Annotated in this window: 21 protein-coding genes; 17 read left to right on the top strand and 4 right to left on the bottom strand. The window is 48.7% G+C overall.

The features are described from left to right. The first annotated feature begins 24 nt into the window (after positions 1-24). From ACWXW9_RS09780 to ACWXW9_RS09745, 8 genes are all read left to right on the top strand, one after another. Positions 25-2,001: a cbb3-type cytochrome c oxidase subunit I gene (locus ACWXW9_RS09780; protein ID WP_494929238.1), complete on the top strand. Its 1,977-nt coding sequence runs from the start codon at positions 25-27 to the stop codon at positions 1,999-2,001. Next, positions 2,001-2,609: a cytochrome o ubiquinol oxidase subunit III gene (cyoC, locus tag ACWXW9_RS09775; protein ID WP_192511417.1), complete on the top strand. Its 609-nt coding sequence runs from the start codon at positions 2,001-2,003 to the stop codon at positions 2,607-2,609. Before ACWXW9_RS09780 ends, cyoC begins: the two co-directional genes overlap by 1 nt. Then, positions 2,610-2,945 (top strand): cytochrome o ubiquinol oxidase subunit IV, encoded by a 336-nt coding sequence (cyoD, locus tag ACWXW9_RS09770; RefSeq protein WP_134912595.1) that lies wholly within the window; start codon positions 2,610-2,612, stop codon positions 2,943-2,945. It begins immediately after the preceding gene. 181 nt (positions 2,946-3,126) lie between these two features. Further along, positions 3,127-4,251, top strand: a complete 1,125-nt coding sequence (locus ACWXW9_RS09765) for an NADH:flavin oxidoreductase (RefSeq protein WP_494929237.1) — start codon at positions 3,127-3,129, stop codon at positions 4,249-4,251. A 160-nt stretch (positions 4,252-4,411) separates the two neighbouring features. Further along, positions 4,412-4,780 (top strand): ArsR/SmtB family transcription factor, encoded by a 369-nt coding sequence (locus tag ACWXW9_RS09760; protein WP_494929236.1) that lies wholly within the window; start codon positions 4,412-4,414, stop codon positions 4,778-4,780. Between the two features lie 191 nt (positions 4,781-4,971). Continuing rightward, positions 4,972-7,386 (top strand): heavy metal translocating P-type ATPase, encoded by a 2,415-nt coding sequence (locus ACWXW9_RS09755; RefSeq protein WP_494929235.1) that lies wholly within the window; start codon positions 4,972-4,974, stop codon positions 7,384-7,386. Positions 7,387-7,661: 275 nt separating this feature from the next. Further along, positions 7,662-9,119: a PEP-utilizing protein gene (locus ACWXW9_RS09750; RefSeq protein WP_494929234.1), complete on the top strand. Its 1,458-nt coding sequence runs from the start codon at positions 7,662-7,664 to the stop codon at positions 9,117-9,119. A gap of 320 nt (positions 9,120-9,439) precedes the next feature. Next, the gene (locus ACWXW9_RS09745; RefSeq protein WP_494929355.1) at positions 9,440-11,422 is read left to right on the top strand and encodes a heavy metal translocating P-type ATPase; all 1,983 of its coding nucleotides are present in this window, start codon (positions 9,440-9,442) and stop codon (positions 11,420-11,422) included. Between the two features lie 111 nt (positions 11,423-11,533). On the opposite strand, the gene ACWXW9_RS09740 is transcribed toward ACWXW9_RS09745, so the two are convergent. Continuing rightward, a complete protein-coding gene (locus ACWXW9_RS09740; RefSeq protein WP_494929233.1) occupies positions 11,534-13,057 on the bottom strand; it encodes a DHA2 family efflux MFS transporter permease subunit in 1,524 nt (507 codons plus the stop codon). 9 nt (positions 13,058-13,066) lie between these two features. Further along, positions 13,067-13,702 carry an HlyD family secretion protein gene (locus ACWXW9_RS09735; protein ID WP_494929232.1) on the bottom strand — a complete coding sequence of 212 codons (636 nt, stop codon included), beginning with the start codon at positions 13,700-13,702 and terminating at the stop codon, positions 13,067-13,069. Positions 13,703-13,834: 132 nt separating this feature from the next. On the opposite strand from ACWXW9_RS09735, the gene ACWXW9_RS09730 reads away from it, so the two are divergent. Both ACWXW9_RS09730 and ACWXW9_RS09725 read left to right on the top strand, forming a co-directional pair. Then, complete coding sequence (locus ACWXW9_RS09730) at positions 13,835-14,389, top strand: NAD(P)H-dependent oxidoreductase (protein ID WP_494929231.1); 555 nt, start codon at positions 13,835-13,837, stop codon at positions 14,387-14,389. A 10-nt stretch (positions 14,390-14,399) separates the two neighbouring features. Next, the gene (locus tag ACWXW9_RS09725; RefSeq protein ID WP_494929230.1) at positions 14,400-14,849 is read left to right on the top strand and encodes a hypothetical protein; all 450 of its coding nucleotides are present in this window, start codon (positions 14,400-14,402) and stop codon (positions 14,847-14,849) included. A gap of 79 nt (positions 14,850-14,928) precedes the next feature. Here the strand turns inward: ACWXW9_RS09725 and ACWXW9_RS09720 are convergent, their stop codons facing one another. Further along, positions 14,929-15,660 (bottom strand): ZIP family metal transporter, encoded by a 732-nt coding sequence (locus ACWXW9_RS09720; RefSeq protein WP_025684090.1) that lies wholly within the window; start codon positions 15,658-15,660, stop codon positions 14,929-14,931. Positions 15,661-15,941: 281 nt separating this feature from the next. Here ACWXW9_RS09720 and trxB point away from each other — a divergent pair, with 281 nt between their 5' ends. The 5 genes from trxB (at position 15,942) to ACWXW9_RS09695 (ending at position 21,835) form a co-directional block, all read left to right on the top strand. Beyond that, positions 15,942-16,883, top strand: coding sequence for a thioredoxin-disulfide reductase (gene trxB / locus ACWXW9_RS09715; protein ID WP_494929229.1), 942 nt, complete (start codon positions 15,942-15,944; stop codon positions 16,881-16,883). A 60-nt stretch (positions 16,884-16,943) separates the two neighbouring features. Beyond that, on the top strand, positions 16,944-17,174 hold the full coding sequence (locus tag ACWXW9_RS09710; RefSeq protein WP_452486643.1) for a glutaredoxin family protein: 231 nt from the start codon (positions 16,944-16,946) through the stop codon (positions 17,172-17,174). Positions 17,175-17,590: 416 nt separating this feature from the next. Next, entirely contained in the window at positions 17,591-19,474 is a 1,884-nt protein-coding gene (locus ACWXW9_RS09705; RefSeq protein WP_494929228.1) for a beta-glucoside-specific PTS transporter subunit IIABC, read from the top strand. Positions 19,475-19,524: 50 nt separating this feature from the next. Then, positions 19,525-20,361 carry a BglG family transcription antiterminator LicT gene (gene licT, locus ACWXW9_RS09700; RefSeq protein ID WP_134912637.1) on the top strand — a complete coding sequence of 279 codons (837 nt, stop codon included), beginning with the start codon at positions 19,525-19,527 and terminating at the stop codon, positions 20,359-20,361. A 16-nt stretch (positions 20,362-20,377) separates the two neighbouring features. Further along, positions 20,378-21,835: a glycoside hydrolase family 1 protein gene (locus tag ACWXW9_RS09695; RefSeq protein ID WP_494929227.1), complete on the top strand. Its 1,458-nt coding sequence runs from the start codon at positions 20,378-20,380 to the stop codon at positions 21,833-21,835. A gap of 45 nt (positions 21,836-21,880) precedes the next feature. On the opposite strand, the gene ACWXW9_RS09690 is transcribed toward ACWXW9_RS09695, so the two are convergent. Next, positions 21,881-23,053, bottom strand: coding sequence for an ROK family protein (locus tag ACWXW9_RS09690; protein ID WP_494929226.1), 1,173 nt, complete (start codon positions 23,051-23,053; stop codon positions 21,881-21,883). Positions 23,054-23,187: 134 nt separating this feature from the next. Between ACWXW9_RS09690 and xylA the strand changes: the two genes are divergently transcribed. Continuing rightward, positions 23,188-24,504: a xylose isomerase gene (xylA, locus tag ACWXW9_RS09685; RefSeq protein WP_494929225.1), complete on the top strand. Its 1,317-nt coding sequence runs from the start codon at positions 23,188-23,190 to the stop codon at positions 24,502-24,504. A 57-nt stretch (positions 24,505-24,561) separates the two neighbouring features. Continuing rightward, positions 24,562-26,085 carry a xylulokinase gene (xylB, locus tag ACWXW9_RS09680; RefSeq protein WP_494929224.1) on the top strand — a complete coding sequence of 508 codons (1,524 nt, stop codon included), beginning with the start codon at positions 24,562-24,564 and terminating at the stop codon, positions 26,083-26,085. Positions 26,086-26,186 lie beyond the last annotated feature (101 nt).

The following is a 26,186-nucleotide window of genomic DNA, read 5'->3' as shown; positions in this document are numbered from 1 at the left end:
TGATTACAGGGAAGGAGGCCCCCAATGCTTGACAAAATAAAAGAGTTTGCATCCACTTTCTTCGTTACTGGAGACCCGATGATCTATGGAGCGGACGTTTCCATCGCACTAGCAACGATCGGGATCGTGTTTGTGCTCACTTATTTCAAAAAATGGGGCTGGCTTTGGAAAAACTGGTTGACTACCGTTGACCATAAAAAAGTCGGTATTATGTATATTCTTGCGGCCATCTTGATGTTATTCCGCGGAGGCGTGGATGCATTGTTGATGCGCCTGCAGCTTGCTACACCGGATGTTACACTTTTGCATCCTGAGCATTACAACCAGATTTTCACAACACATGGCACGATCATGATCTTGTTTATGGCGATGCCGTTGATGTTTGGTTTGTTTAACATCGCCGTACCACTTCAAATTGGTGCGCGTGACGTTGCGTTTCCTTTCCTGAACGCATTGAGCTTCTGGCTTTTCTTTATGGGAGCGATGTTGTTCAACCTGTCCTTCGTTATCGGTGGCTCGCCAGACGCAGGCTGGTTGAGTTATCCACCGCTTTCAGAACTGCAATTTAGTCCCGGCGTCGGTCAGAACTTTTATATCTGGGGTATTCAGATTTCTGGTATAGGTTCATTGGCTACGGGTATCAACTTTATTGTTACCATTATTAAAATGCGTGCACCTGGTATGACCTGGATGAAAATTCCTATCTTTACGTGGTCCGTATTTTCATCATGTGTTATTATCATTTTCGCGTTTCCAATTCTGACGGTTACTTTAGCTTTGCTATTCCTTGACCGCTTTGGAGGAGGACACTTCTTTACCCTTGACTTCGGCGGTAACCCGATGATGTATATCAACTTGATCTGGATGTGGGGTCACCCTGAGGTTTACATTGTAGTTTTGCCTGCCTTCGGTATTTATTCCGAGGTCATCAGCGTATTCTCCAAAAAGAAATTGTTTGGATACAAGTCCATGGTTTACGCCATGTTCATTATTGCTATCTTGTCCTTCTTCACCTGGGCGCATCACTTCTTCACGATGGGATCAGGCGCAGATGTTAATGCATTCTTTGCCATTTCGACGATGGTTATCGCAATACCGACAGGGGTTAAAGTATTTAACTGGCTGTTCACGATGTATCGGGGTAAGATCACATTTAAGACCCCTATGATGTGGTCAATTGCTTTTATTCCGAACTTCCTGATTGCAGGTTTGACGGGCGTCATGTTGTCTGTAGCGCCTGCAGACTTCCAGTTCCATAACAGTTACTTCCTGATCGCTCACTTTCACTCCGCTCTGATTGGTGGTGTAGTGTTCGGTTACTTGGCAGGTCTGTACTATTGGTGGCCTAAAATGTTTGGTTTCACATTGCCTGAAACGCCTGGTAAATGGGCTTTCTGGTTCTGGAATATCGGTTTCTATGTATGCTTTATTCCGCAATATTCTCTCGGTCTGATGGGGATGACGCGTCGTCTGAGCACTTATGGCTGGGATACCGGCTGGCAGCCGCTTAACCTCGTATCCACTGTTGGGGCATTCCTGATGGGAATTGGTTTCTTGTTCCAGGTTCTTCAAATTCTTCTTGGTATCAAGAATTACCGCAAGCTGAAGGATACAACAGGCGACCCTTGGGGTGGTCATACGTTGGAATGGTCGATTCCTTCACCTGCCCCTGAATACAATTTTGCTACCATTCCGCAAGTGGAAGAACGCGATGACTGGTGGGCAGAAAAAGATAAACGTGCAAAAGGTATTTTCAGAAAGCAACCGCCAATTGAAGCGATTCATATGCCGAAAAACTCGGCGATTCCATTCATCATGTCGGTATTCTTTTTCATTGCAGGTTTCGGGTTCGTATTCGGATGGTCGTTCTTCTATATTCCAGGGCTGATCGGTGTGGCAATTTGTATGATTTGCCGTTCGTTCTTCTCCTATGATGGCGACTACTATATCCCTGCGGATGAAGTAAAACGCACGGAAGCGGCAATAAGGGGGTCTGTATAATGGCACAAGCTGCAGCACATCAAAGCCATGATCATGACCACGGGCATCACGATCCGCAAGAGTTGAAGATGCTTGGTTTTTGGATCTTCCTCGTAACGGACGTGATCCTGTTCAGTACCTTGTTCGCAACCTTCGTCGTCCTTCGGAACAACACAGCCGGAGGACCGGGTGGCGCAGAGCTGTTTAACATGACGGGCGTTATTATTGAAACGTTCCTCTTGCTCACGAGCAGCTTCACAAGTGGTCTGGCTGTGTTGGCCATGAACAAAGGTAGCATGAAGGGATTAATCAGCTGGTTAATCGTGACGGCGATCCTGGGTCTTGGTTTTATCGGTTTTGAGGTTTACGAGTTTGTTGAGTTGGTACACGAAGGAGCCAATTTTGGAACCAGTGCGTTCTTGTCGGCATTCTTCACTTTGGTCGGAACGCACGGACTTCACGTTTCGTTAGGTCTGGTTTGGATGATTGGACTCATGTTCCAGTTGAAAAAGCGCGGGCTTACACCAGAGACAAAGGGCAAAGTTTCAGCATTGAGCTTGTACTGGCACTTTTTGGACGCTGTCTGGATCTTCTTGCTGACAGTCGTCTATTTGATGGGGGTGATGTAGATGGCACAGCATCAATCAGGAGCGGGTTCGCATGGTCATGATGATTCTCACGGTTCAGTGAAATCCTATGTTATCGGGTTTATTCTGTCCATCGTACTGACCATCATTCCTCTCGGTGTGGTTATGAATCACATGTTGAGCCGCACTTCGACTATGGTTGTTATTTTAGTCGCGGCAGTGCTGCAATTTCTGGTTCAGCTTTTCTTCTTCATGCACATCCGTGAAAGCAATGGACCACGCTGGAATGTCATGACTTTGATTTTCGGTGTAGTTATCCTGTTGACCGTCGTTGGTGGTTCTGTATGGATTATGGAATACAACATGGTAGCACACTAATAAGTACAAATTAATTAGGTAAGAGGAAGCGGACATAGAGCTGCTTCCTCTTTTTTGTGTGTAGCATATTGGAAATTATAAACTGTGGCTGCTTGAACTTAAGTTTACATATGTGTAAAATGGAATTGTATAACAGTAGAGTGAAGACGATAACACTAGTTGAGAGCGGAGGATGAAAATAATGAATACAGATATCCTATTTAAACCTTTTAAGGTAGGCAATTTATCTCTTCCCAATCGGATCGTTATGGCTCCAATGACACGGAATTTTTCTCCTCAAGGTATCCCAGGCCCTGAGGTTGCCGCGTATTATCGTCGCCGTGCGGAAAATGCAGTCGGGTTGATTATTACGGAGGGGACTGCTATTAATCATCCTGCAGCCGTGGAGCATACGAGCATTCCTAATTTTTATGGTGAGGGATTAAAGGGGTGGGCGAAGGTCGTCGAGGAGGTCCATACGGCGGGTGGCAAGATTATACCCCAGCTCTGGCATGTGGGTGCTGCCCGGAAAATAGGCGCGGCTAACCAACCGAATCCCGAAGCATTACCCGTTGGTCCGTCCGGTATCTCTCCTGCTGGTGAAAAGGTAGTTGAGCCGTTGAAGGAGGCCGAGATTACCAATATTATCGAAGCCTATGCCCAGGCAGCAGCCGATGCTCAGCGGGTAGGTTTCGATGGCATTGAGCTTCATGGTGCGCACGGCTATTTAATTGATCAGTTTTTCTGGGACAAAACCAACAAGCGTACCGATCAATACGGAGGCAATTTGGCCCAGCGTACTCGGTTTGCAGTGGAGGTCATTGAGGCTTGTCGTCGTGCAGTGGGGCCGAATTTCCCAATTGTATTGCGATTCTCCCAGTGGAAGATGTACCATTATGAAGAAAAACTGGCACAGACACCACAGGAACTGGAGCAGTTTCTGGCTCCATTAGTGAAGGCCGGGGTGGATGTTTTCCATTGCTCAAGCCGCCGTTTTTGGGAACCGGAATTTGAAGGGTCTGATCTAAACCTGGCAGCTTGGACCAAAAAGATAACAGGCAAGCCAGTTATTACTGTGGGCTCCATTGGTTTGGAGAAGGCCTTTTTGAGTGATTTGGAAAAAAATAATAATCGTCAGACCGATCAATCAAGTAGTGTACAGGCAAGATTAGAACAACTCGTGGGGCAAGTAGAACGTGAGGAAGCTGATCTGGTAGCGGTTGGACGGGCTTTGCTGGTTGATCCGGCATTTGCGGTGAAGTTACGTGATAAACGGATAGAAGAAATTATCCCTTACAGTGATGAAGTATTAAAAACGTTGAATTAAGCTTTATTTAGTGTAACGCTATATAGAGCGGAGTGCGGATAGCCAGGCATTGAGACTTGAAAATTCTCCGTTACAGGGCAAGCTGTAATATAAGCTATTCGTAAATTCTACGAATTTGCTATAATAGGAGCATCAAGTCGAAATACACGGGGTGAAAAGGATGAATTCTGAAACGGAAGCTTTGGATTGCGAGCCGGCTTGTCACGGTTCAGACAAAGAAATCGAGCACATAAAATCTTCCCTTGTTGAGGATTCCATCGCATACAAAATGTCGGAGCTGTTCAAAGCCTTGGGTGATCCGACACGGATCAAGCTAATCTACGCTTTGGCTCAGAAGGAGCTGTGTGTACATGATCTGACCCAGGTATTGAATATGGGGCAGTCTGCCGTATCTCACCAGCTTCGTTATTTGCGTAATTTGCGGATTGTCAAACGCCGCAAGGAAGGCAAGGCGGTGTTTTATTCGCTAGATGATAATCATGTGGAGCAGATATTTTTGCAAACCCACCAGCACATTTCACATCAATGATTTTTGGATCAAAAAACACCAAAAGAGCGCCAGCGCATGGCGCTCTTTTGGTGTTTGTCTGGGGAATCGGAGCTTTTTTTGGCGAAAAGAGGCTATTGTCATTGACTTTTGACCCTGATCCTGAATATAATGACCTTAATAAATAATATATGAACAGTTGCTCATATATAGTTAATTGGAGGCCAATGATTATGGATGCTCTGAAAAGAACGGAACGGCACGAATGGATTTTGGAAGGCTTGGATTGCGCCAACTGTGCTCTGAAGATTGAAAATGGAGTCAGTAAAATAGAAGGTGTACTCGATTGCTCGGTCAATTTTGTGACGAAAACATTGACGATGACAGCAAGCCCGGATCAAAAAGAGGAGATCCTTCGTCAAACGGAACAGAAGGTTCACAGACTGGAGCCTCACGTCCGTATGATCGAAAAAAGCGCACGTGGACGCTCGAGTGAGATCCATCGCAGTGTGGCGGGTGCCGCACAGGCAGGCAGTTCAGGGGAGCGCACCCATAGTCATCAGCATGGTGAAGGACTTACGCACGAGGACGGCCAACAATATGGAGCTCACAGCCACACGGGTCATACTCATAGCCATGAAGCGCATGCTGAGGAAGTCCATGCCTATGATGGGCACCACGATGGCGAACATGCACATGATCATGGTGATGCTACACATACTCATTCACATTCGCACGGGGATGACAGCCACGCAGGGCATACCCACGATCATGGTACGGCCGGTATGCGCCGGATGATTGCACGCTTGGCTATCGGTGCAGTCGTTGCGGCAGTTGCCTGGTGGTTGCCTGTAGAGGGCCTAGGCAAGCTGGCACTGTTTTTACTGGCATATATCATTGTTGGCGGAGATGTAGTCTTGCAGGCTGTTCGCAGTCTGGTGCGGGGAATGGCTTTTGACGAGTATTTCCTGATGACGGTGGCAACGGTTGGCGCATTTGCAATAGGGCAATATCCGGAAGGCGTAGCCGTCATGTTCTTTTATCAAATCGGTGAGCTATTCCAGGGGATTGCGGTCAATCGTTCGCGCAAATCCATCAGCGACCTTATGGATATTCGACCGGACTATGCCAACCTGAAGACAGCTAATTCCGTAAGTCGTGTGTCACCCGAGGATGTGCGCGTAGGTGATCTGATTGTAATCAAGCCGGGCGAGAAGATTCCGCTGGATGGTAAAGTTGTAGACGGAAAATCGCATGTGGATACCTCAGCGTTGACGGGTGAATCCGTGCCTCGTACCGTGGAGCCGGGAAGCAGTGTGATGAGCGGATTTATCAATACGAACGGACTTTTAACTGTAGAGGTTAGCAAGGAATTCAGCGAATCGGCGGTCTCCAAAATTTTGGAGCTGGTGCAAAATGCGAGCGCCAAAAAAGCGCCGACTGAAAAGTTTATCACCAAGTTTTCCAGATACTATACTCCTGTTGTGGTTATCGTTGCGTTGCTGCTGGCAGTCGTTCCACCGCTCTTCGTACCGGGGGCACTGTTTGCAGATTGGGTATATCGTGCACTTGTTTTCCTCGTCATTTCTTGCCCATGTGCGCTGGTCGTATCCATTCCGTTGGGCTTCTTTGGCGGAATCGGGGCAGCCTCTCGTTCAGGTGTACTGATTAAAGGCGGGAACTATCTTGAAGCACTGAACCATGTAAAATATGCTGTTTTTGATAAAACAGGTACACTCACCAAAGGGGTTTTCCGTGTAACAGGAATTTATCCTGCCGGGGAATTTACGAAGGAAAGCTTACTGGAAACGGCCGCTTTGGCTGAGCTGCACTCCACACATCCTATTGCCACTTCCCTGCGTGAATCCTATGGTGAGGAGCTTCGAGCCGAGCGGGTTCAGCAATATAGTGAAATTTCCGGTCATGGGATTCAGGCACACATAGATGGTCGTCTGGTGTTGGCAGGGAATGCGAAGCTGATGGAGCGGGAACAAGTTGCTTTTAACGATGCACAACGTGCAGGAACAATGGATGAAGGAACGGTCGTTCATGTAGCTGTAGACGGAACGTATGCCGGATGTATCCTGATTTCGGATGAGGTCAAAGAGGATTCGGCACGAACGATTGCTTCACTGAAAAAGCTGGGTATAGTGAAAACGATCATGCTGACAGGTGACAACCGGACGGTTGGAGAGGCCGTAGGACGACAGTTGGGTCTGGACGAAGTACGTGCAGAGCTTTTACCCCAACATAAAGCCGAAGCGATTGAACAACTGTCTGTAAGTAAAAAAGCGGGCGACAAGATTTTGTTCGTGGGCGACGGGATTAATGATACCCCTGTGCTGGCGCTGGCAGATGTAGGGGTAGCGATGGGCGGTTTGGGTTCAGATGCCGCGATTGAGGCGGCGGATATCGTGATCATGAATGACGAGCCTTCGAGACTGGTTACAGCGATTCATATCGCCAAACGTACGCGTCGCATCGTGTGGCAGAATATTATATTTGCGCTCGGTGTCAAAGTCGTGTTTCTCACGTTGGGTGCCTTCGGTATTGCTACCATGTGGGAGGCTGTATTTTCCGATGTGGGCGTAACACTGCTTGCCGTACTAAATGTTATGCGTGTACTGAAAGTACGTTCTTTCGAATAAAAAAATCAGTGCCCTCGGGTTATCATCGGATGTATTCATCCTGTGAGATCCGGGGGCTTTTTTGCGCTCAATGCTGCGGTTTAATCTATGTTTTCCGATCGTTCTACAGATATGTATAAATGTGGGGTGCGCCTAATACGTTAAGGTAGGGACCTTACATGTAAGTCTCATTTGAATTCTGTTTGCCGTCTAATAAGTAAGCGTTCTCTTTTATGGTGGGATACTCGAATTCGTGTGTGCCAACTTGCTGACGGAAGAAAGGATGGATTTGTAGCATGGAGGCTAAACTGATGCATGTATTCGCAGAACTATTGAGTGAAAAAAACAGCCGGGATTGCGAAGATCCCGAGTCGGGGAGTGAGGCTGCTGCTGCACAGAGACTGGCTATCGAGTCGGTGCTCGCAGGGTGCAGTGAAGTATCTGCCTCTCAGGAGGAAGACCCGCTGGGCTGGCTGGTCGGATTAGCCGAACAGGGCATAATCAGTCAAGAGGAGGCGTTGCTGGCTGCGGATTCCGAGCTAATTGGGGAAACGCTGCTGAATAAGGGCAACGATGACAGGGAAGCGATGATCAGACTGCTGGAATGGAGCGATGAATACAGGCGTACATTTATACGTATCTATGCCGATGATCCTGCCCATGTGAATTATACAAACAAAGAGTCAGCGATAGGAGTAAGTATGGGCAACCTTGATGGCTATAGTCTTCTGCACGGCCCTTTGTCGCAGTCGTCCAGCCGTGTGGCTGAATTATGCCGTGCCTATCTGGACGCGGCGGAGTCCGGGCATACGATTCATGGTCCTGACGGGGAGCAAGCCCCCCTCCTTATTCCAGGCTCCCGTGCATCAGACACGTACAAAGCCTTTAATCAGGCATCTGGCTTACCCGGATTGTGTGAGCATCTATCCCGGCGAATTATTGGGCTACTGGAAACAGAGTATGAAGGGTTATTCGAGTCTCTGAACGGATTGCCACTCACGATCGCCCTGATTGAACAGAACAACGCGGTGGGCATTGGAAGCTTGCAAGATATGCAGTTGGAGGCGTTGCTGCGTGCAGCGTTGCGAAGTGTGCAGCAGGGGGGAGAACCGCAGCTGGAGATTATGGTACGCAATCCGGCTGACGTGAACCAATTTCGGGCCACACGGGACTGGATCGACGGCGTTGCGGAGCAGACCTTATGCGGCCGCCTGCGGTGCATTCCATATCGGGTAGGCGTGCTTTTAACAATCGATGCGTCCTCGAAGCTCAACGTAAGCCTAACATGGAACGGGCAGGCCAAACCGTCTCATGAGTCTGCGAGCGCCAATCTCATGCCGGAAGTGAGCGCGCAACAGATCAAGCAGGCGGCTCAAGCCGCAGATATGGCACGTTTTGCCGATACGGTGATTTTGGAAATCGCAACGATTCCATCATATAATGGCGAGGGAGAGCATCGATTGAATCAACCCGTTGCTAGTGGTTCTGAGAACACCAGCGATACGATACAATGCATAACGCACGCTATTCGTGGCGTGAAGTCCGAGCTGCCCGTATGGGTGGCGTTAGATGCTATTCACGAGTCGCTGGATGAAGCTGCAATCTGGGGAAGCGAGCTAACGGGCGTGATTTGCCCTGAAAAAGCAGCTCCTGTTGCACGCCTAGCGGCTGCACGTTTCGGACTGCTGCAACATGTAGAGCAGCAACAAGGCTCTGTTGCTCTACAAAACTCCGCGCAGCGGTTTCCGCTGTAGACCAATCCCGAAGGTAACACGCAATTCATATGACAGCATGCTTCAAAAAACATAGGGTATCTGCGCTGTTTGCGCGGATATCTTTTTTTATTTGGGCGAATGCAGGTTTACAATCGGAAAAGAAAAGGGTTATAATAAAACAAAAGTTTCTCTAAACCAAAATAATTGTATATACGCAAAAATGATTATCATTCTCATTGCTAAACATGCTGCTTCGGGCTTCCCGAAGCAGCATGTGCTATTTTAAGGCACTTAACAATGGATATCATTCTCAATGAGATTCAGTACAACGGACAAAAAACGGAAAGGAACGTGACATGATGCAAGCAGTTCAACAACTTCAAAAGACATTGTCTACCTCTAATCAGATACTTTCAAAAAACAGTGGCAGCGGACGGCCAGGCCCGAATCGCAAACCGCAATTCCAGCTCAAAAGCATGCTGAAAAACAAGGAGATGCAAGCTGCCCTGGGCAGTGGAACGCTTATGCTAATGGCATGGGGCGTCTCGCATTGGTCGCAATGGCTGGCGGTCATGCTGTATGTGGTTTCCTACGCCCTGGGTGGCTGGTCCAAAGCCAGAGAAGGAATTGAGACGCTGATTCGTGAACGTGATCTGGATGTCAACTTGCTTATGATCGCAGCGTCATTGGGGGCAGCGTCTATTGGCTACTGGAATGAAGGAGCAATGCTGATCTTCATTTTTGCTCTCAGCGGTGCGCTGGAGAGCTATACCACCGAGCGCAGCAGCAAGGATATTTCCGAGCTGATGGCGTTGAAGCCAGAAACGGCTTTACGTCTGTCCCCCGAGGGGACGGAGATGGTCGGCATTGAGCAACTGCTGCCGGGTGATCTGCTGCTGGTGAAGCCGGGCGAACTGATTCCGGCGGATGGCCGGATTTCCAAGGGCGTTTCGGCGGTGAATCAGGCATCAATTACCGGGGAGTCCATTCCGGTGAACAAAGCGGCGGGTGACGAGGTATATGCGGGCACCATTAACGGCGAAGGCGTCCTGTATGTGGAGGTAAGCCAATCCTCCGAAGGCACTCTATTTTCAAAAATCATCCGTATGGTGGAGGAAGCACAGACAGAGGTCCCCGATTCCCAACGGTTTATCAAAAAGTTCGAGTCGATTTACGCCCGAATTGTGGTTGCTGTTACGCTGATCGTTATTGCAGGTGCGCCAATGGTATTGGGCTGGACGTGGGCAGCGGCGTTTTACAAGGCAATGGTATTTCTCGTTGTGGCCTCACCCTGCGCACTCGTGTCGTCCATTATGCCAGTAATGCTGTCGGCTATTTCCAACCGTGCCCGTCGGGGCATTCTGTTCAAAGGTGGTGCGCATGTGGAAAATATGGCGCTGACATCTGTCGTCGCCTTTGACAAAACAGGTACGCTGACCATCGGTTCACCTGTTGTTACGGACTGGATTACCGCCACAGGCTACGATGCCGATGAGCTGTTACTCATTGTCGCGGCAGTAGAAAGCTACTCCATGCATCCGTTGGCACGAGCGATTGTAGCCAAAGCCCAAGCCGAATTGGGGCAGCGTGAGCTCCCCACAGTGGAGCAAGTGCAATCCCTGACCGGATGGGGAATGGAGGGCATGGTAGACGGGGTGAGGTGGAAAATCGGGCGCACGGATGTGCTGGATCACACTAGCCCGCTGGCAGAGCCGGAGTGGGTGGAAACACGAGCTCGACTAGAAGCCGAGGGCAAAACTGTATCCATTATCCTCGCCGATGACCGGATTGCCGGGATGCTGGCACTGCGCGACGAGCTGCGGCCGCAGGCGCAGGAGGCGGTGAGACGCCTGCAAGCGCAGGGCATCCGGGTCGTCATGCTGACCGGAGACCGCCCGGAAACCGCCGCTGTGATCGCCGCGCAGGCTGGAGTCGATGCGGTATATGCTGGTCTGATGCCGGAGGACAAAGTCAGTCATATTCGCATGCTTCGGGAGCAGTACGGGCATGTCGTCATGGTCGGCGACGGTGTGAACGATGCTCCGGCACTGGCTGCCGCAACGGTCGGACTGGGCATGGGTATGCATGGCAGTGGAGCCGCACTGGAGGTCGCGGATGTGGTGCTGATGAACGACGGGATCGAAGAGATTGCTCCGACGGTAGCGCTGGCACGAAAGGCACAGCGCGTGGTCAAGCAAAATATGATCTTCGCCGTCAGCGTCATTTTATTGCTCGTCATTAGCAACTTTGTGCAAGATATAGCTCTGCCATTTGGCGTCATCGGGCATGAGGGCAGTACGTTACTTGTGATCTTGAACGGCTTGCGCTTGCTGCGATCATAAAGCAAATAAGATCATGATCCTAAGATGATAAACGAAAAGGAGCATTCACATCCCTTAAAGGACAGGGGGTGGATGCTCCTTTTTTGCGTGCCAGCCTATCGTGTTGCAGGTTTATCTCCGTCGAGGTATAGACCGCCGCAAGAACAGGGAGAACAGCAGTCCCGCCAGTGCGATTCCGGTAGCAATGATAAAGGCATCATTAATGCCGTGGATCGTCGATTCTGTGACGGCACTTCGATATACCTGCTGTAACGCAAGCGCCGAGCCAGTTTCCGTTGAAACCCCCGCCGTTTGCGCGAGGGTTTGCCCCAGCTCAGCCACGCCTTCAGTTAAAGGTACATTGGCGGTGGTAGCCACATTCGCATAATCCGCCAAATGAACCGTAGCCCGGCTGCTCATCACAGTAATGAGCCATGCGGTGCCGATGGACCCGGCGATTTGCCGTATCGTATTGGACATGGCTGTACCGTGGCTGCCGAGATGGGGAGGTAGCTGGTTCAGCCCCTCCGTCTGTACGGACATCATTAACAGCGACATCCCGAAGCTGCGAATCGTGTAGATGAGCATAATGTGTCCGTAGGTGGTGGCATCCGTCAGCAGACTGAATTCCCACGTCGTGACCGCCGTAATAATTAACCCGATAATTGCCAGTGGCCTCGCACCAATACGGTCGAAAATGGCTCCCGATATCGGTGACATGACACCCATCAGCAGTGCGCCCGGCAACAGCAGCAAACCGGATTGCAGTGGTGTAAAGCCGCGTATATTTTGCAGATAGATCGGTAACAGCAGCATTCCGCCAAACATCGTCATATTGACGGTAGCGCCCACCAATGTGGATACCGTGAAAATATCATACTTAAACACACGGAATTCCAGCATGGGCTGCCTCATATTCAGCTCGCGTACGACAAACAATACAATAAACACGAGCCCGGCAGCGAGTGTGAGTACTACTGTATTGCTGCTCCAGCCCTTGTCTCCAGCGGAACTGAAGCCATACAGCAGGAAGCCAAAGCCAAGGGTCGAAAAGATCGTTCCCATCAGGTCAAAATGCGGATACGTCAGCTTGGACACATTTTTGAGCCAGCGTACCGCAAACAGGATATCAATGATCGCCAGCGGAATGACCAGTAAAAATAGCAGTCGCCAGCTGTAATGCTCCACAATCCAGCCGGATAAAGTCGGCCCGATAGCTGGGGCAAACATCATGGCGATGCCCATCGTCCCCATGGCTGCTCCCCGTTTTTCCGGGGGGAATACAGTCAGGAATACATTCATAACCACTGGCATGATAATCCCCGCTCCGCTAGCCTGAATGATGCGTCCGACCAGCATAGGCGCAAAGCCGGTACTGACGGCGCAGACGACAGATCCGGCAGTGAACAGCCCCATCGCGGAAATAAACAGCGCACGTGTCCCGAACGACTCAATCAGGAAGGCTGTAATCGGAATCAAAATCCCGTTGGTCAGCATATATCCGGTGGATAGCCACTGAACGGTAGTTGCGGATACATTGAAGTCATTCATCAAATGTGGAATCGCCACATTCAGCAGGGTTTGATTCAAAATAGAAATGAAGGCGCCTAGCAGCAGTACGGACAGGATTCGTCCGATGGACATTTTTTGTTCCATGACAGCCTCCTACTTGTGTACTCTGATGCTTGCACTCATGCCCGGAATAATGCCCAGTCCTTTGTAGCCTTGAATGGAAATGTTAACAGGCACGACCTGCGTCACCTTGGTATAGTTGGCAGTGGTGTTGGAGGTAGGGAGCAGCGAAAAGGTGGAGGCAGTCGCCAGACCGATCTTTTCGATTTTGCCGCTTAGGGATGTGTCGGGGTATGCATCAATATATACATCCACCGTCTGGCCCACCTGTAGATCCTGCACAGCTGTTTCGTCTATATTGGCGGTAATCCATAAATTGTTCAGATCAAAAGCTTTGGCCAAAGGCGTGCCCGCCCCGACAATCGAGTTGTTGACCGCAGATTGCTGCACAATGGTGCCATCGGTTGGAATTGTAATGCTAACCCGGCTTCCGCCCCCCTCTACACTGCCGAGTGTGCTTCCAGCCGTGTAGGTTTTACCGACTTCAGCGTTCCAGCCTGTAAGCTTACCCGCGCTTGGAGAGGCAATGGTGACTGCTTGTCCGCTCACTTGGGCATTGTCGGTTTTTATGTAGTTAGCGGATTGATTGTAGTAGTAGGCGGCGGCTCCGCCCCCTGCTAGAATAATGATAATAACCAGCAGGTTGACCAATATGGCGCGTGAATTCATGTGTACATGCCTCCCTAGTTCTTGGATTTTCAAAGTATGCGCCAAAAGTTTCACAATATTCAGACGGATTTTGGGGAAGGATAAGAGCGCATGGGAAAAGGATGATTTTGCTGACAAAGGATGATGCGCATAATGACGACCAGAATCATGATTGTATATGACAGTGAAAATGGCCATACGGAGCGTCTTGCCCGTTCAATAGCAGAAGGCGCACGCCATGAGCACACGGAAGTATTGCTGAAGCATGTTGATGAAGCCGATGTGAATGAACTGGTGAACGCGGACGCGATCATTTGGGGATGCCCGGGTCATTTTGGGACGATTAGCAGTGGCTTGAAAAGCTGGATTGATAAGCTCGGGTATCTGTGGGCGCAGGGCAAGCTGGTAGATAAAATCGGCGCGGTGTTCTGCACGACAGCTACCGTTCATGGCGGCTTGGAATCCACACTGCTGAATTTGATTACTCCGATGCTGCATCAAGGCATGATTATCGTAGGGCTGCCCGCCAATATTGCGGAAAATGCGCTCTACGGCTCCTATTACGGCGTAGGGGTGACGTGTCCGGTGGAGACAGACCCGAACAGTCCGGCCAATTTCCCAACGGGTGATGACCTTGCACTTGGTCGGTCTTTGGGCAACCGGGTCGCTGAGACGGCGGAACGGTACCGTAACGCTGGCAGGGAATAGGAGGCCGCTTATGACCATTGCTTTTATCGTAGTAGCTGCGGTTGCTTTTATCTTTTTGCTGGTGTTCAACACGAAAATGGCGCGTAAATCCTCTCCCAAAGCGGTCAGCCCGTCCGATGAGGATTCACGGCAAAGAAGCAAACGTCCTTATCCGGTGGCAGTGGAGCCTGAGGCACGGGAGCTGCCTGATCCTGCACGAGAGATGCAGCATAAGGTTGCGGAGGCGGAGGTTCATCACGAGGAGCCTGACGTAGATACGAATACCAGGCCGATGAGAGAAAGCATACACACCAAAGATTCCTACGGGGATCAGGACTATCGGGCGGCTTTGCGTGGATTTGCCGGAAAGGGCGAAGAAAAGGAAGAACCGCATAAAAATAACCATGGGGAACGTGAGACGCACAAAAGCGAGGACGAGCAATATCGTGAAGCGCTGCGCTCCATGAACCGAAAAAAATGAAGTGCGAACGAGACATCCCTAAAAAGGCTGCTCTTCTGTCTGGACTACAGGCAGAGGGCAGCCTTTTTGTGGTACACAGCTATAGCCATTCGGTTAGACCAATCATCGTAATCAGACCGAGGATAAAAGAGAAGGTTGCGATACGCTGGTTGCCGTCCCCGTGGCTTTCGGGAATTAGCTCCTTGTAGACGATAAACATCATCGCTCCTGCAGCGAAAGCAAGACCGTAAGGAACCAGTCCATTAACCCAACTGCTCAAATAAAATCCAATCAGACTTGTAATAATTTCAACGGCCCCGGTGAGGGTGGCAATGCCCAGTGCCTTGAAGCGGCCAATGTTTTGATTCACGAGGAATAGCGCGACGATAAAGCCTTCCGGGGCATTTTGCAGACCGATGGAAAAGGCAATGAGATTGCCAAGATTTTGAGTTTCGCTCGCATAGCTGACTCCAACGGAAAGTCCCTCGGGCAAATTATGTAGTGTAATAGCTGCGATAATGAGAAAAGATTTGGACTCCAGATGAAAGGTTTTGGAATCCGGGTCCTCCAGATCGGCATGTGGGATATACATTTCCATCACCAGCAGCACAAGACAGCCTAGTAAAATTCCCGCAGACAGCACGAACCAGTTGGAATGATGGATGGCCTCGGGAATGAGGTTGTACACAGATGCAGAAGTCATGATCCCCGCGGCATAAGCCAACAGTACATCACGAAGACGGTGCGTAATTTTACGCATAAACAGTATGGGCACGGCACCGAGCCCGGTGGACAGGGCAGAGATAAGGCTGCCTACAAACACGTCGCTCATAATAGGGATAATCCCTCCATACCTGATTAATCTTTAAGGTTCGCTTCATGAAAACTTCATTTGACTGTTTGCAGCTCTTTCCGCATAATGGAATTAGGATTTAGAATCAGTCTAAGTCATAAAAAGACATTAAATATGTGAATCGTTTTTGCAAGATCCGGGTGTCCACATTTTTGAATGAGCGTCTGGCAGAACTACTTTTAGAGTATATGCATTAGCCCATCTCCCGGTACCGAAAACTCGCTATATCATTCTTATCATATTTTAGGAGGAACAAAGATATGTACAAGTCCATTATTATAGGTACCGGCCCTGCCGGTTTGACAGCTGCTATTTATCTGGCACGTGCAAATATGAGTCCACTGGTGATTGAAGGACCACAACCGGGCGGACAATTGACTACAACAACAGAAGTTGAAAACTTCCCTGGCTTTCCTGAAGGAATCATGGGACCCGATCTGATGGATAATATGCGTAAGCAAGCAGAGCGTTTCGGTGCTGAATTCCGCACAGGCTGGGTGAACAAGGTCGACACAGCCGCTCGTCCGTTCACATTGGATGTGGAGGGCTTGGGCGAACTGGTTACAGATACGCTGATCATTTCCACAGGTGCGACTGCCAAATACCTGGGTATTCCGGGTGAGCAGGACAACATTGGACGTGGCGTGAGCACTTGCGCAACATGTGACGGATTCTTTTTCCGTGGCAAAGAAATTGTTGTTATCGGTGGTGGGGACTCGGCGTTGGAGGAAGCAAACTTCCTGACACGTTTTGCCTCCAAAGTAACGCTGGTGCATCGTCGTGAAGAAATGCGCGCCTCCAAAATTATGCAGGACCGCGCTCGTGCGAACACCAAAATCGAATGGGCACTGAATCGTACTCCAGTGGAAGTGATTGCTGATGAGAACGGGGTAACTGGCTTGAAGGTATTGAATAATGAAACAGGTAAAGAGGAAACCATTACAGTTAGCGGCGTATTCGTGGCGATTGGTCATCATCCGAATACTGGCTTCCTGGGTGGTCAAATCACAACTGATGCGAACGGTTATATCGTCGTAAATCCTGGTACTTCCGAAACAAACGTACCTGGCGTATTCGCTTGTGGCGACGTTCAGGACACACGCTATAGACAAGCGATTACAGCAGCAGGCAGTGGTTGCATGGCTGCTATGGACAGCGAGAAATACATCGAAAGTCTGGAGCACAGCGCACTGGCACTGTAATATTTCGTTTAAGTATGAATAAATATAATTTCTACAAAAATAAATTATGAGGTGATATTCATGGAAAAAGCAATTGTATACACATCTACACACTGCCCGCATTGCCGTCAAGTGAAAAGCTATTTGACTGAGAAAGGTGTAGAGTTCGAAGAACGCAACATCGAAACCAATGATGCTTTCGCTCAAGAAGTTTGGGACATGGGCATTCGTGCCGTTCCATTGACCCTGATCGGAGAAGAACGTATTTCCGGCATGAACAAAACCAAGTTTGAAAAAGTGCTCAACGCTTAATCCAACTTCATAACAGACGACGGTCCTGTGATCGTCGTATGGTTTTAAAACAGGCCCTCGCCGCAGTTACGTACTGCGATGGGGGCCTGTTTACTAGGCTTGGACTATAAATGATGAGTTGTAAAGCAGCCGAAGCTCTTAATCTTTTTGCATAGAGAGAACTTTGTCGAAAAGTGTTGCATCTGTAGATGATCGGTGCTATATTTTAATTGTAAGCGCTTAAAACCCGGGTTGCTTTATGTAAACAGTTAATCTATGAATAATTAATCAATACTTATAATAATAACTAAATAGTACAATATCCAATTAAAGGCGTGTTACTGTTCGGCAGGCAAGACCTAGATTGGGTAGGATATTTTTCCCTACCCTTTTTAGGTCTTTTTTTGTTCCTTATTCTAAGAAGGAAGGTGCAACTCATGAATTACAAAGATATCGCACAAGCCATTTTTAATAAAGTGGGTGGAAACGATAATATCAACAGTATCATTCATTGCTCTACTCGATTGAGAATGACGCTCCGTAAACCGGAATTGGCACGAACTGATGAAATTAAAGCCTTGGACGGGGTTATGGGAGCCGTGAATAGCGGTGGACAATATCAGGTCATCATAGGGAATGATGTAGGCTATGTCTACAATGAGCTGGTCAAATTGCTGGACCCGGATAAATCGTCCTCGGATGAAGCCGAAAAAGTGAAGGCAGACCGAAGCCTTAAGGGATTGTTTAATACCTTTGCGAGCATGATCGCAGGTATTTTCCAGCCCATTATCCCGGCCATTGCCGCTTCCGGGATGCTAAAAGCATTGCTCTTGCTGTGTACAGTAACCGGAATCATGAGCAAGGAAAGCCAAACGTACATGGTTTTAAGTGTGATCGCGGATGCGGCATTTTATTTTCTGCCTATGCTGCTGGCTTTCTCCAGCGCACAGAAATTCAAGACCAATCCATTCGTATCCGTACTCCTTGGGGGTGTGCTGCTTCATCCGAACTTAATTAGTTTGTTAGGAGGTGAGAAGGCAGTCACATTTGCGGGCTTGCCCGTTGCTTCTGTACAGTATGCCACCTCTGTTATTCCCATTATTTTGACCATATGGTTTATGTCCTACATTGAGAAATTTGCCGATAAAATCTCTCCTGGACCTGTGAAAATATTTCTAAAACCATTAATCGTTATTCTGATTGTCGCGCCTGTCGCTCTTATTGCATTAGGACCGTTGGGGACGTATTTGGGTATGGGGATGTCAAACGGTGTATTCTGGATTCAGGAAAGAATCGGCTGGCTTACAGTAGTGTTGATGTCTATCGTGATGCCGCTAATCGTCATGTTTGGCATGCACAAAGTATTTTATCCTATCATATTTGCTGCGCTAGCTTCACCAGGATATGAAACATTGGTACTGATTGCCATGTTGTCTTCCAATATGGCACAGGGCGCTGGTGCATTTGCCGTCTCGCTGAAAACAAAAGATCCTAAGTTCAAACAAATTGCTTTGTCCGCAGGTATTTCAGGGGTATTCGGAATTACGGAGCCTGCCTTGTACGGCGTGCATTTACGCCTGAAAAAAACACTGTTCGCCTGCATGATTGGAGCTGGTGTTGCCGGATTGTTTGCCGGACTTGTGAATCTAAAAGCTTATGCCGCTGTGGGTCCTGGTTTTGCATCACTGCCCATGTTTATCAGTGAAGATCACTCCAACCTGGTGTATGCGCTCATTACGATGGCCATTTCGATCGTTGTGACGTTTATAGCAGTATATGTGATCGGATTTAAGGATACGGTTATCGAACAGGTCAAAACACAATCTCGTCCCGAACCTGTTAAAACGCAAGGTAAGAGCATCAAGTCCAAAACTGTTATTTTCGCACCTATGGAGGGCTCGATTATTCCCTTACAGCAGGTCAAGGATGAAGCGTTCTCTCAGGAAGCGATGGGCAAAGGGATTGCTATTCAACCCAGTAGCGGAAAAGTGGTCGCACCTTTTGACGGCACCGTGGAAACTGTGTTCCGCACCAAGCATTCCATAGGCTTAAAATCGGTTGAAGGCGTGGAGCTGCTCATTCATATCGGTTTGGATACCGTTAAGCTGAAGGGCCAACACTTTACTGTGCTTGTACAAGAAGGTGACGTCATTAAGCATGGACAGCTTCTTATTGAATTTGATCTTGAAGCCATACAAAGGGACGGGTATGATACGATCACTCCGATTATTGTGACCAACACGCAGGATTATCTGGAAATCATGGGTCATGAAGATTCGGGAAAGACAGGGCCAGAGAAGCCTCTGATTACTGTACTTTAACAGTGTGTTTATTGGGGGAATCAAGCCTGGAAAGCGAGAGGTAGTTTGATATGAAAGTAATAAAAGTTCTCAATACGAGTATTGTTCTTGCCAAACGTGAGGATCACAAGGAAATCATAGTGATGGGTAAAGGCATCGGCTTTAAAAGCAAACCTGGTGACTTCGTCGATGAGAACGAGATCGAAAAGATATATGTTCTTGAAAATGAAAGTATGTCTTCCGATTTGACAGCCTTAATGAAGGAAACTCCCAAGGAGTATTTGATTATGGCAGATGAAATCATATCTTATGCGAAAAGCGTTCTGTCCAGTCACTTGAATGAACATCTATATATTTCCCTGACAGACCATCTGTATATGGCAACCAAACGGTTTAAAGATCACATGACAATTCAGAATCGGATGCTTTGGGAGGTCAAAAAGTTCTATCCAGAAGAGTTTGGCATTGGGCTGTATGCGCTCGCCTTGATTGAAAAGCGAATCGGTCTCAAGCTGCCTGAAGAGGAAGCGGCTAATATCGCCTTTCATCTAGTCAATGCCCAACAGACCGATAACAATATGAACCAGGTTTTATTGATGACCAATACGGTCAAAGACATTTTGAATATCATTAAAATTCATTACCGAATCGAACTGGATACCCACAGCATTAACTATTCACGGTTTTTAACACACCTTCAATTTTTCGTTCAGAGATTACTTGAACATAAAATGTTGGATTCTCAAGACCAGGAATTAATGAGTCAAATTGTGAACAAGTATCCGGAAGAAGAGAAGTGCGCGTTAACTATTCAACAGTATATTGAAGCAAAATTTGAGCTTTCTATTCCAGATGAAGAACTAATGTACCTGATCATTCACTTAAAACGAGTCATGAGTAGAAATTAAAGAGGAGGAATTAGATGTGACAGAGATCAAAAGAACATTTCCAGAAGGCTTTCTATGGGGAGGAGCTGTAGCCGCGAACCAGGTAGAAGGAGCCTGGAACGTTGATGGTAAAGGGATATCTACAGCAGATATGGCTATTTACAAAAAGAATGTGAGCAAAAGTGATTATAAAAAACACAATTCAATGACCGAGGAACATATCCAAAAGGCGATGCAGGACACGTCAGATCAAGATTATCCCAAACGCCAAGGAATTGATTTCTATCACCGCTATCCCGAAGATTTGGCGTTGTTTGGTGAAATGGGCTTTAAAACGCTGCGGGTATCTATTGCATGGACGCGCATTTTTCCAAACGGGGATGAGGACAAGCCCAACGAGGCTGGATTGCAATTTTATGATCGGCTGTTTGATGAAATGCATAAAAATGGGATAGAGCCGCTTGTTAGCCTATCTCACTACGAAATGCCGATGTATCTTGTAAACCATTACGGGGGCTGGACCCAACGGAAGGTTGTAGATTTCTTTATCCATTTTTGTAAAACAGTATTTAAAAGATACAAAAATAAAGTAAAGCACTGGATCACTTTTAATGAAATAGATAGTATCGTCCGCCATCCATTTACGAGCGGTGGTATTCTACCGGAGCGTTTTGACAATGTAGAACAAGCGGTTTATCAGGGTTTGCATCATCAATTTATAGCTAGTGCTCTGGCCGTAAAATACTGCCACGAAATCATTCCGGATTCTAAAATCGGCTGTATGTTAACCCGGCTGACAACGTATCCACATACCTGTAATCCGCAGGATATTCTGGCAGCGTTTAAAGATAATCAGTTTAACTATTTTTTCACGGATGTACAGGTTCGCGGAGCGTATCCCCATTATATGAAACGCTTCTTCCGTGAAAAGGAGATTGTTATTGAAAAGCTTGAGGGTGATGATGAAATTCTAAAAACCCATCCGGTGGATTTCATTTCCTTTAGTTACTATATGTCGCTCGTTGCCAGTGCGGATAGTGAAGGCATGGAAAAAGTCAGTGGCAATACGATTGGCGGCGTTAAAAATCCTTATCTGGAAACGAGTGATTGGGGTTGGCAGGTTGACCCGGTCGGCTTGCGACTTTCTCTTAACGAGCTGTACAGCCGCTATGAAGTACCATTGTTCATTGTAGAAAATGGTTTGGGAGCGTACGACAAGGTGGAGGAAGATGGTAGTATTCAGGATGATTACCGTATTGATTACTTCCGTGCTCATTTTGAACAAATGCATGAAGCTATTCTGGACGGGGTTGAACTCATGGGTTACACCAGTTGGGGAGCGATTGATTTGGTCAGCTATTCCTCATCTGAAATGGAAAAAAGATACGGATTTATATATGTGGACAAAGACAATGACGGTAACGGGACACTTGAAAGAAAACGAAAAAAAAGCTTCTACTGGTATAAAGGTGTTATCTCCAATAACGGGTTGTAAGAAAAATGGGCGTACAGGAACTTTAGTGTTTCTGTACGCCCATTTTTATAAAGATACACGTACACGCCCGAGAAAAGGAGCAGTCGCCGCGTAGGCTGCACCCAGCATGGTCGAACGGCTACCAAGCGTAGAGAAACGGATTTGTAATTGCCGACGGTGATAGGGCAGGACACGTTCATCAATCACTTCACGCATACTTTGCTCCAACCAAGGTCTGGCTTCCGCCAGCGGACCACCGATGATGAGCATTCCGGGGTTGAGGCTGTTCACGATGTTGGTGATGCCCACACCCAAATATTGCCCGATATCACGAAAGATGCTTAACGTATTCGCGTCACCTTGCCGGGCAAACGGCAGTAATTCCGCTGTGCTGTGCGCAGGCAGCTTGAAAGTAGACGCTGTATACGCCTTCTCCGAAGCATACAGCTCCCAGCAGCCCCGGCTACCGCAGGAGCAGAGCCGTCCGTTCCAGTCAATGGACATATGACCAGTCTCTCCGGCGTACCCCCAAGCTCCTTGATACGGCTTGCCGTCAATCATAATTCCCGCTCCGATCCCGGACCCTGCACTAATGTAGACCAGATCCCGCACCAGCTGTCGGTGATCGCTGTCCATACCATAGTACAGCTCGCCTTGCGCACCGACATTGGCTTCGTTATCCAGCACCACGGGAAGGCCAAGCTCTGCCTCAAGCTGTTGCCGCAGCGGAACCTCTTCCCAGCCCAGATTGGGCGCGAACAAAACGGTTCCCGTTTCATCCACCATACCCGGAACCCCTAGCCCAATACCGACGATGCCATGAGGGGAGGGAGGGACCGTCTGCATAAGCTCCTGAACCAGCCTTTGAATCTGTTCCATAACAAAAGCAGGATCATGCTGCGCAAGGGGAAGGGTAAGCTCTGTTTCAATGGTTCCTGCCAAATCGGTCAGAGCACCCTTGATATAATACACGCTGACCTCGATGCCGAATACAAAGCCTGCCCGGCTGTTAAACAGCAGCATTAAGGGTTTGCGCCCGCCGCTGGATTCTCCTAATCCCGTCTCATATATAAGCCCGTCGGTGATTAGCTCCGCCACCAGGTTGGAAACGGTAGCCTTGTTTAACCCGGTTTGACTGGATAATTGTGCCCGGGATAAGGGGGCATGAAGGCGAATACGCTCCAGCACAATGGATTTATTCAGCTTTTTGACAAGCGCCTGATCGCCAGTAACATTCATGTTCTTTTCACTTCCTGTTGGTGTAATTCCCGATATTATATCATAAAAATAAACTTAGTTTAAGCAATAGACAAAGTCTTTTGGCTGTGCTAGAATCTTTTTTGTAAACGTTTACTATAAAGGAGGAACTTATAATGGCATATTTTGAGCAGGTTTCTAAAATTAATTTTGAGGGCAAGCAGTCCAATAATCCTTTTGCGTTCAAATTTTATAATCCTCAGGAAATCGTGGCTGGGAAAACGATGGAGGAGCATTTGCGTTTTAGCATGGCCTATTGGCATACACTCGTTGCAGGTGGCTCCGATCCATTTGGGGTAGAGACGGCGGAGCGCCCGTGGTCCAAGTTTACCGGGCTGGATTTGGCGAAGGCCCGTGTGGAAGCTGCTTTTGAACTGCTGGATAAGCTGAACCTGCCTTATTTTGCTTTCCATGATGTGGATATTGCACCAGAAGGCGCGTCGCTCAAGGAATTTTACAGCAACCTGGATACCATCGTGGATTTGATCGAGGAGCATATGAAGGCAACGGGTAAAAAGCTGCTGTGGAACACGGCGAATATGTTCAGCCATCCACGTTATTTGCACGGAGCGGCAACGACCAGCAATGCAGATGTATACGCTCACGCTGCCGCCCAGATTAAAAAAGGCCTAGAAGTGGGCAAACGTCTGGGCGCGGACAACTATGTGTTCTGGGGAGGTCGTGAAGGCTACGATACGCTGCTGAATACAGATTTGAAGCTGGAGCAGGACAATTTGGGACGGATGTTCCATCTGGCCGTAGACTATGCGCGGGAGATCGGCTTTGATGCCCAGTTCCTGATCGAGCCGAAGCCGAAGGAGCCCACCAAGCACCAGTATGATTTTGATGCGGCGACGACAATTGCCTTCCTGCAAAAATATGATCTGGATCAGCATTTCAAGCTCAATCTGGAGGCTAACCATGCGACTTTGGCGGGTCATACCTTTGATCATGAAGTGCGTGTAGCACGGATTAACGGTATGTTGGGATCATTGGATGCAAACCAGGGAGATTTGCTGCTGGGCTGGGATACGGACGAATTCCCGGTTGATCTGTATGATGCAACCCTGACCATGTATGAAGTGCTGCAAAATGAAGGCTTGGGCCGCGGCGGTATCAACTTTGATGCCAAGGTGCGCAGAGCATCGTTTGAGCCAGAAGACTTGTTCCTTGCGCACATCGCAGGTATGGATACGTATGCGAAAGGCCTGAAGGTAGCTGCCAAACTGATCGAGGACCGCGTGTTCGAGGACTTTATCGATAAGCGCTATAGCAGCTTTAAAGAAGGTATTGGAGCAGATATCGTATCTGGTAAAGCAACGCTTGCTTCGCTGGCTGAATATGCACTGGCGAACGAAGCACCACGCAAAAACGTATCCGGTCGTCAGGAGTATCTGAAAGCGACATTAAATCAATACATTTTGGCGGATTAATGCCAGAACCTATATATGAGACAGCGTCTACAAGGTAACAGGAAAGGAGGAACTTCGATGCAGGAAAAGCAGAAACAGGAGCAAGAGCGCTACGTCATCGGCGTGGACTTGGGTACCAGCGCGGTCAAAACGGTGCTGGTCAACCGCAAGGGACAGGTGGCTTTTGAAACCTCCCAGTCTTATCCACTCCATCAACCGAAGGCAGGGTATAGCGAGCAGCATCCCGAGGATTGGGTCAGCGGTACGTTAACAGCACTGAAGCAGCTCGTGGAAAAGGCCGGAATCGGCGGATCAGATGCCGTGGACGGCATTAGCTTTTCGGGGCAGATGCATGGGCTTGTGCTGACAGACAAGGAAGGGCAAGTGCTGCGCCCGGCTATTCTGTGGAATGACACGCGTACAACGGCGCAGTGCCGCCGCATTGAAGAGCAGCTTGGGCCAGAGCTGCTAAGTATCGCACGTAATCGCGCGCTGGAAGGCTTCACGCTGCCCAAGCTACTGTGGGTGCAGGAGCATGAGCCAGACGTGCTGGCCCGTGCGGCCCATTTTATGCTGCCCAAGGATTATGTGCGGTATCGCCTGACGGGAGAGCTGGCGACGGAGTATTCGGATGCGGCGGGCACGCTGTTGCTGGATGTGGCAAAAAAGCAGTGGAGCCAGGAGATCGCCGCTGCTTTCGAACTGCCGTCGTCTCTGTTCCCGCCGCTGGTGGAATCGTTCGATCAGACAGGTACGCTGCTGCCGGAGATTGCGGAGCAGACCGGACTTGCTTCTGAAACGAAGGTGTATGCGGGTGGCGCGGACAACGCATGTGGTGCGATTGGCGCTGGTATTTTGAGCGAAGGACGTACTTTATGCAGCATCGGCACATCGGGTGTTGTGCTTTCCTATGAGGAACGCAAGGACATTGATGTGCAGGGACGGGCGCATTTTTTTAATCATAGTGAGCAGGATGCCTATTATATTATGGGCGTTACGCTCGCGGCCGGGTACAGCCTGACGTGGTTTAAGGATACCTTTGCACCGGAGCATTCTTTTGATGCGTTATTGGAAGATGTGAACTCCATTGAGCCTGGCAGCCGGGGGCTGCTGTTCACGCCATATATCGTGGGTGAACGTACCCCTCACCCGGATGCAACCATACGGGGCAGCTTTATCGGGATGGACGCCGGACATAAGCTTGCGCATTTTACACGCGCCGTGCTGGAGGGAATTACATTTTCGCTCAAGGAATCCATTGATATTCTCCGAGGAACGGGCAAAGCGGTGAACGAGGTCATATCCATCGGCGGCGGTGCGCGTAATGAAGCGTGGTTGCAAATGCAGGCAGACATTTTTAACGCGGATATCATCAAGCTGGAAAGTGAGCAAGGGCCTGCCTTGGGGGCGGCGATGCTGGCCGCTTACGGAAGCGGATGGTTTGAATCGTTGCAAGCATGCGCGAAATCTTTTCTCCGTGAAGCAGCCAGATACTCGCCAGACCCCGAACGTGTGGCTCGGTATGAAGGCCTATATGAGCTGTATCGTGAAGTTTATCTGCACACGCGGGAGCTAAATGAACGTTTGGCGGAGTACCGCTGAATACTGCTGAATACTGCAAATCTCCTCAAACTTCATATGAAATGAAAAAGCGACTTCGGGTGCAGGATAGACCCCAAGCCGCTTTTTCATTTTAAACGTAT

The sequence above is a fragment of the Paenibacillus sp. LT-B23 genome (genome assembly GCF_059417685.1).
This window is presented reverse-complemented; position numbering and strand designations above follow the sequence as displayed.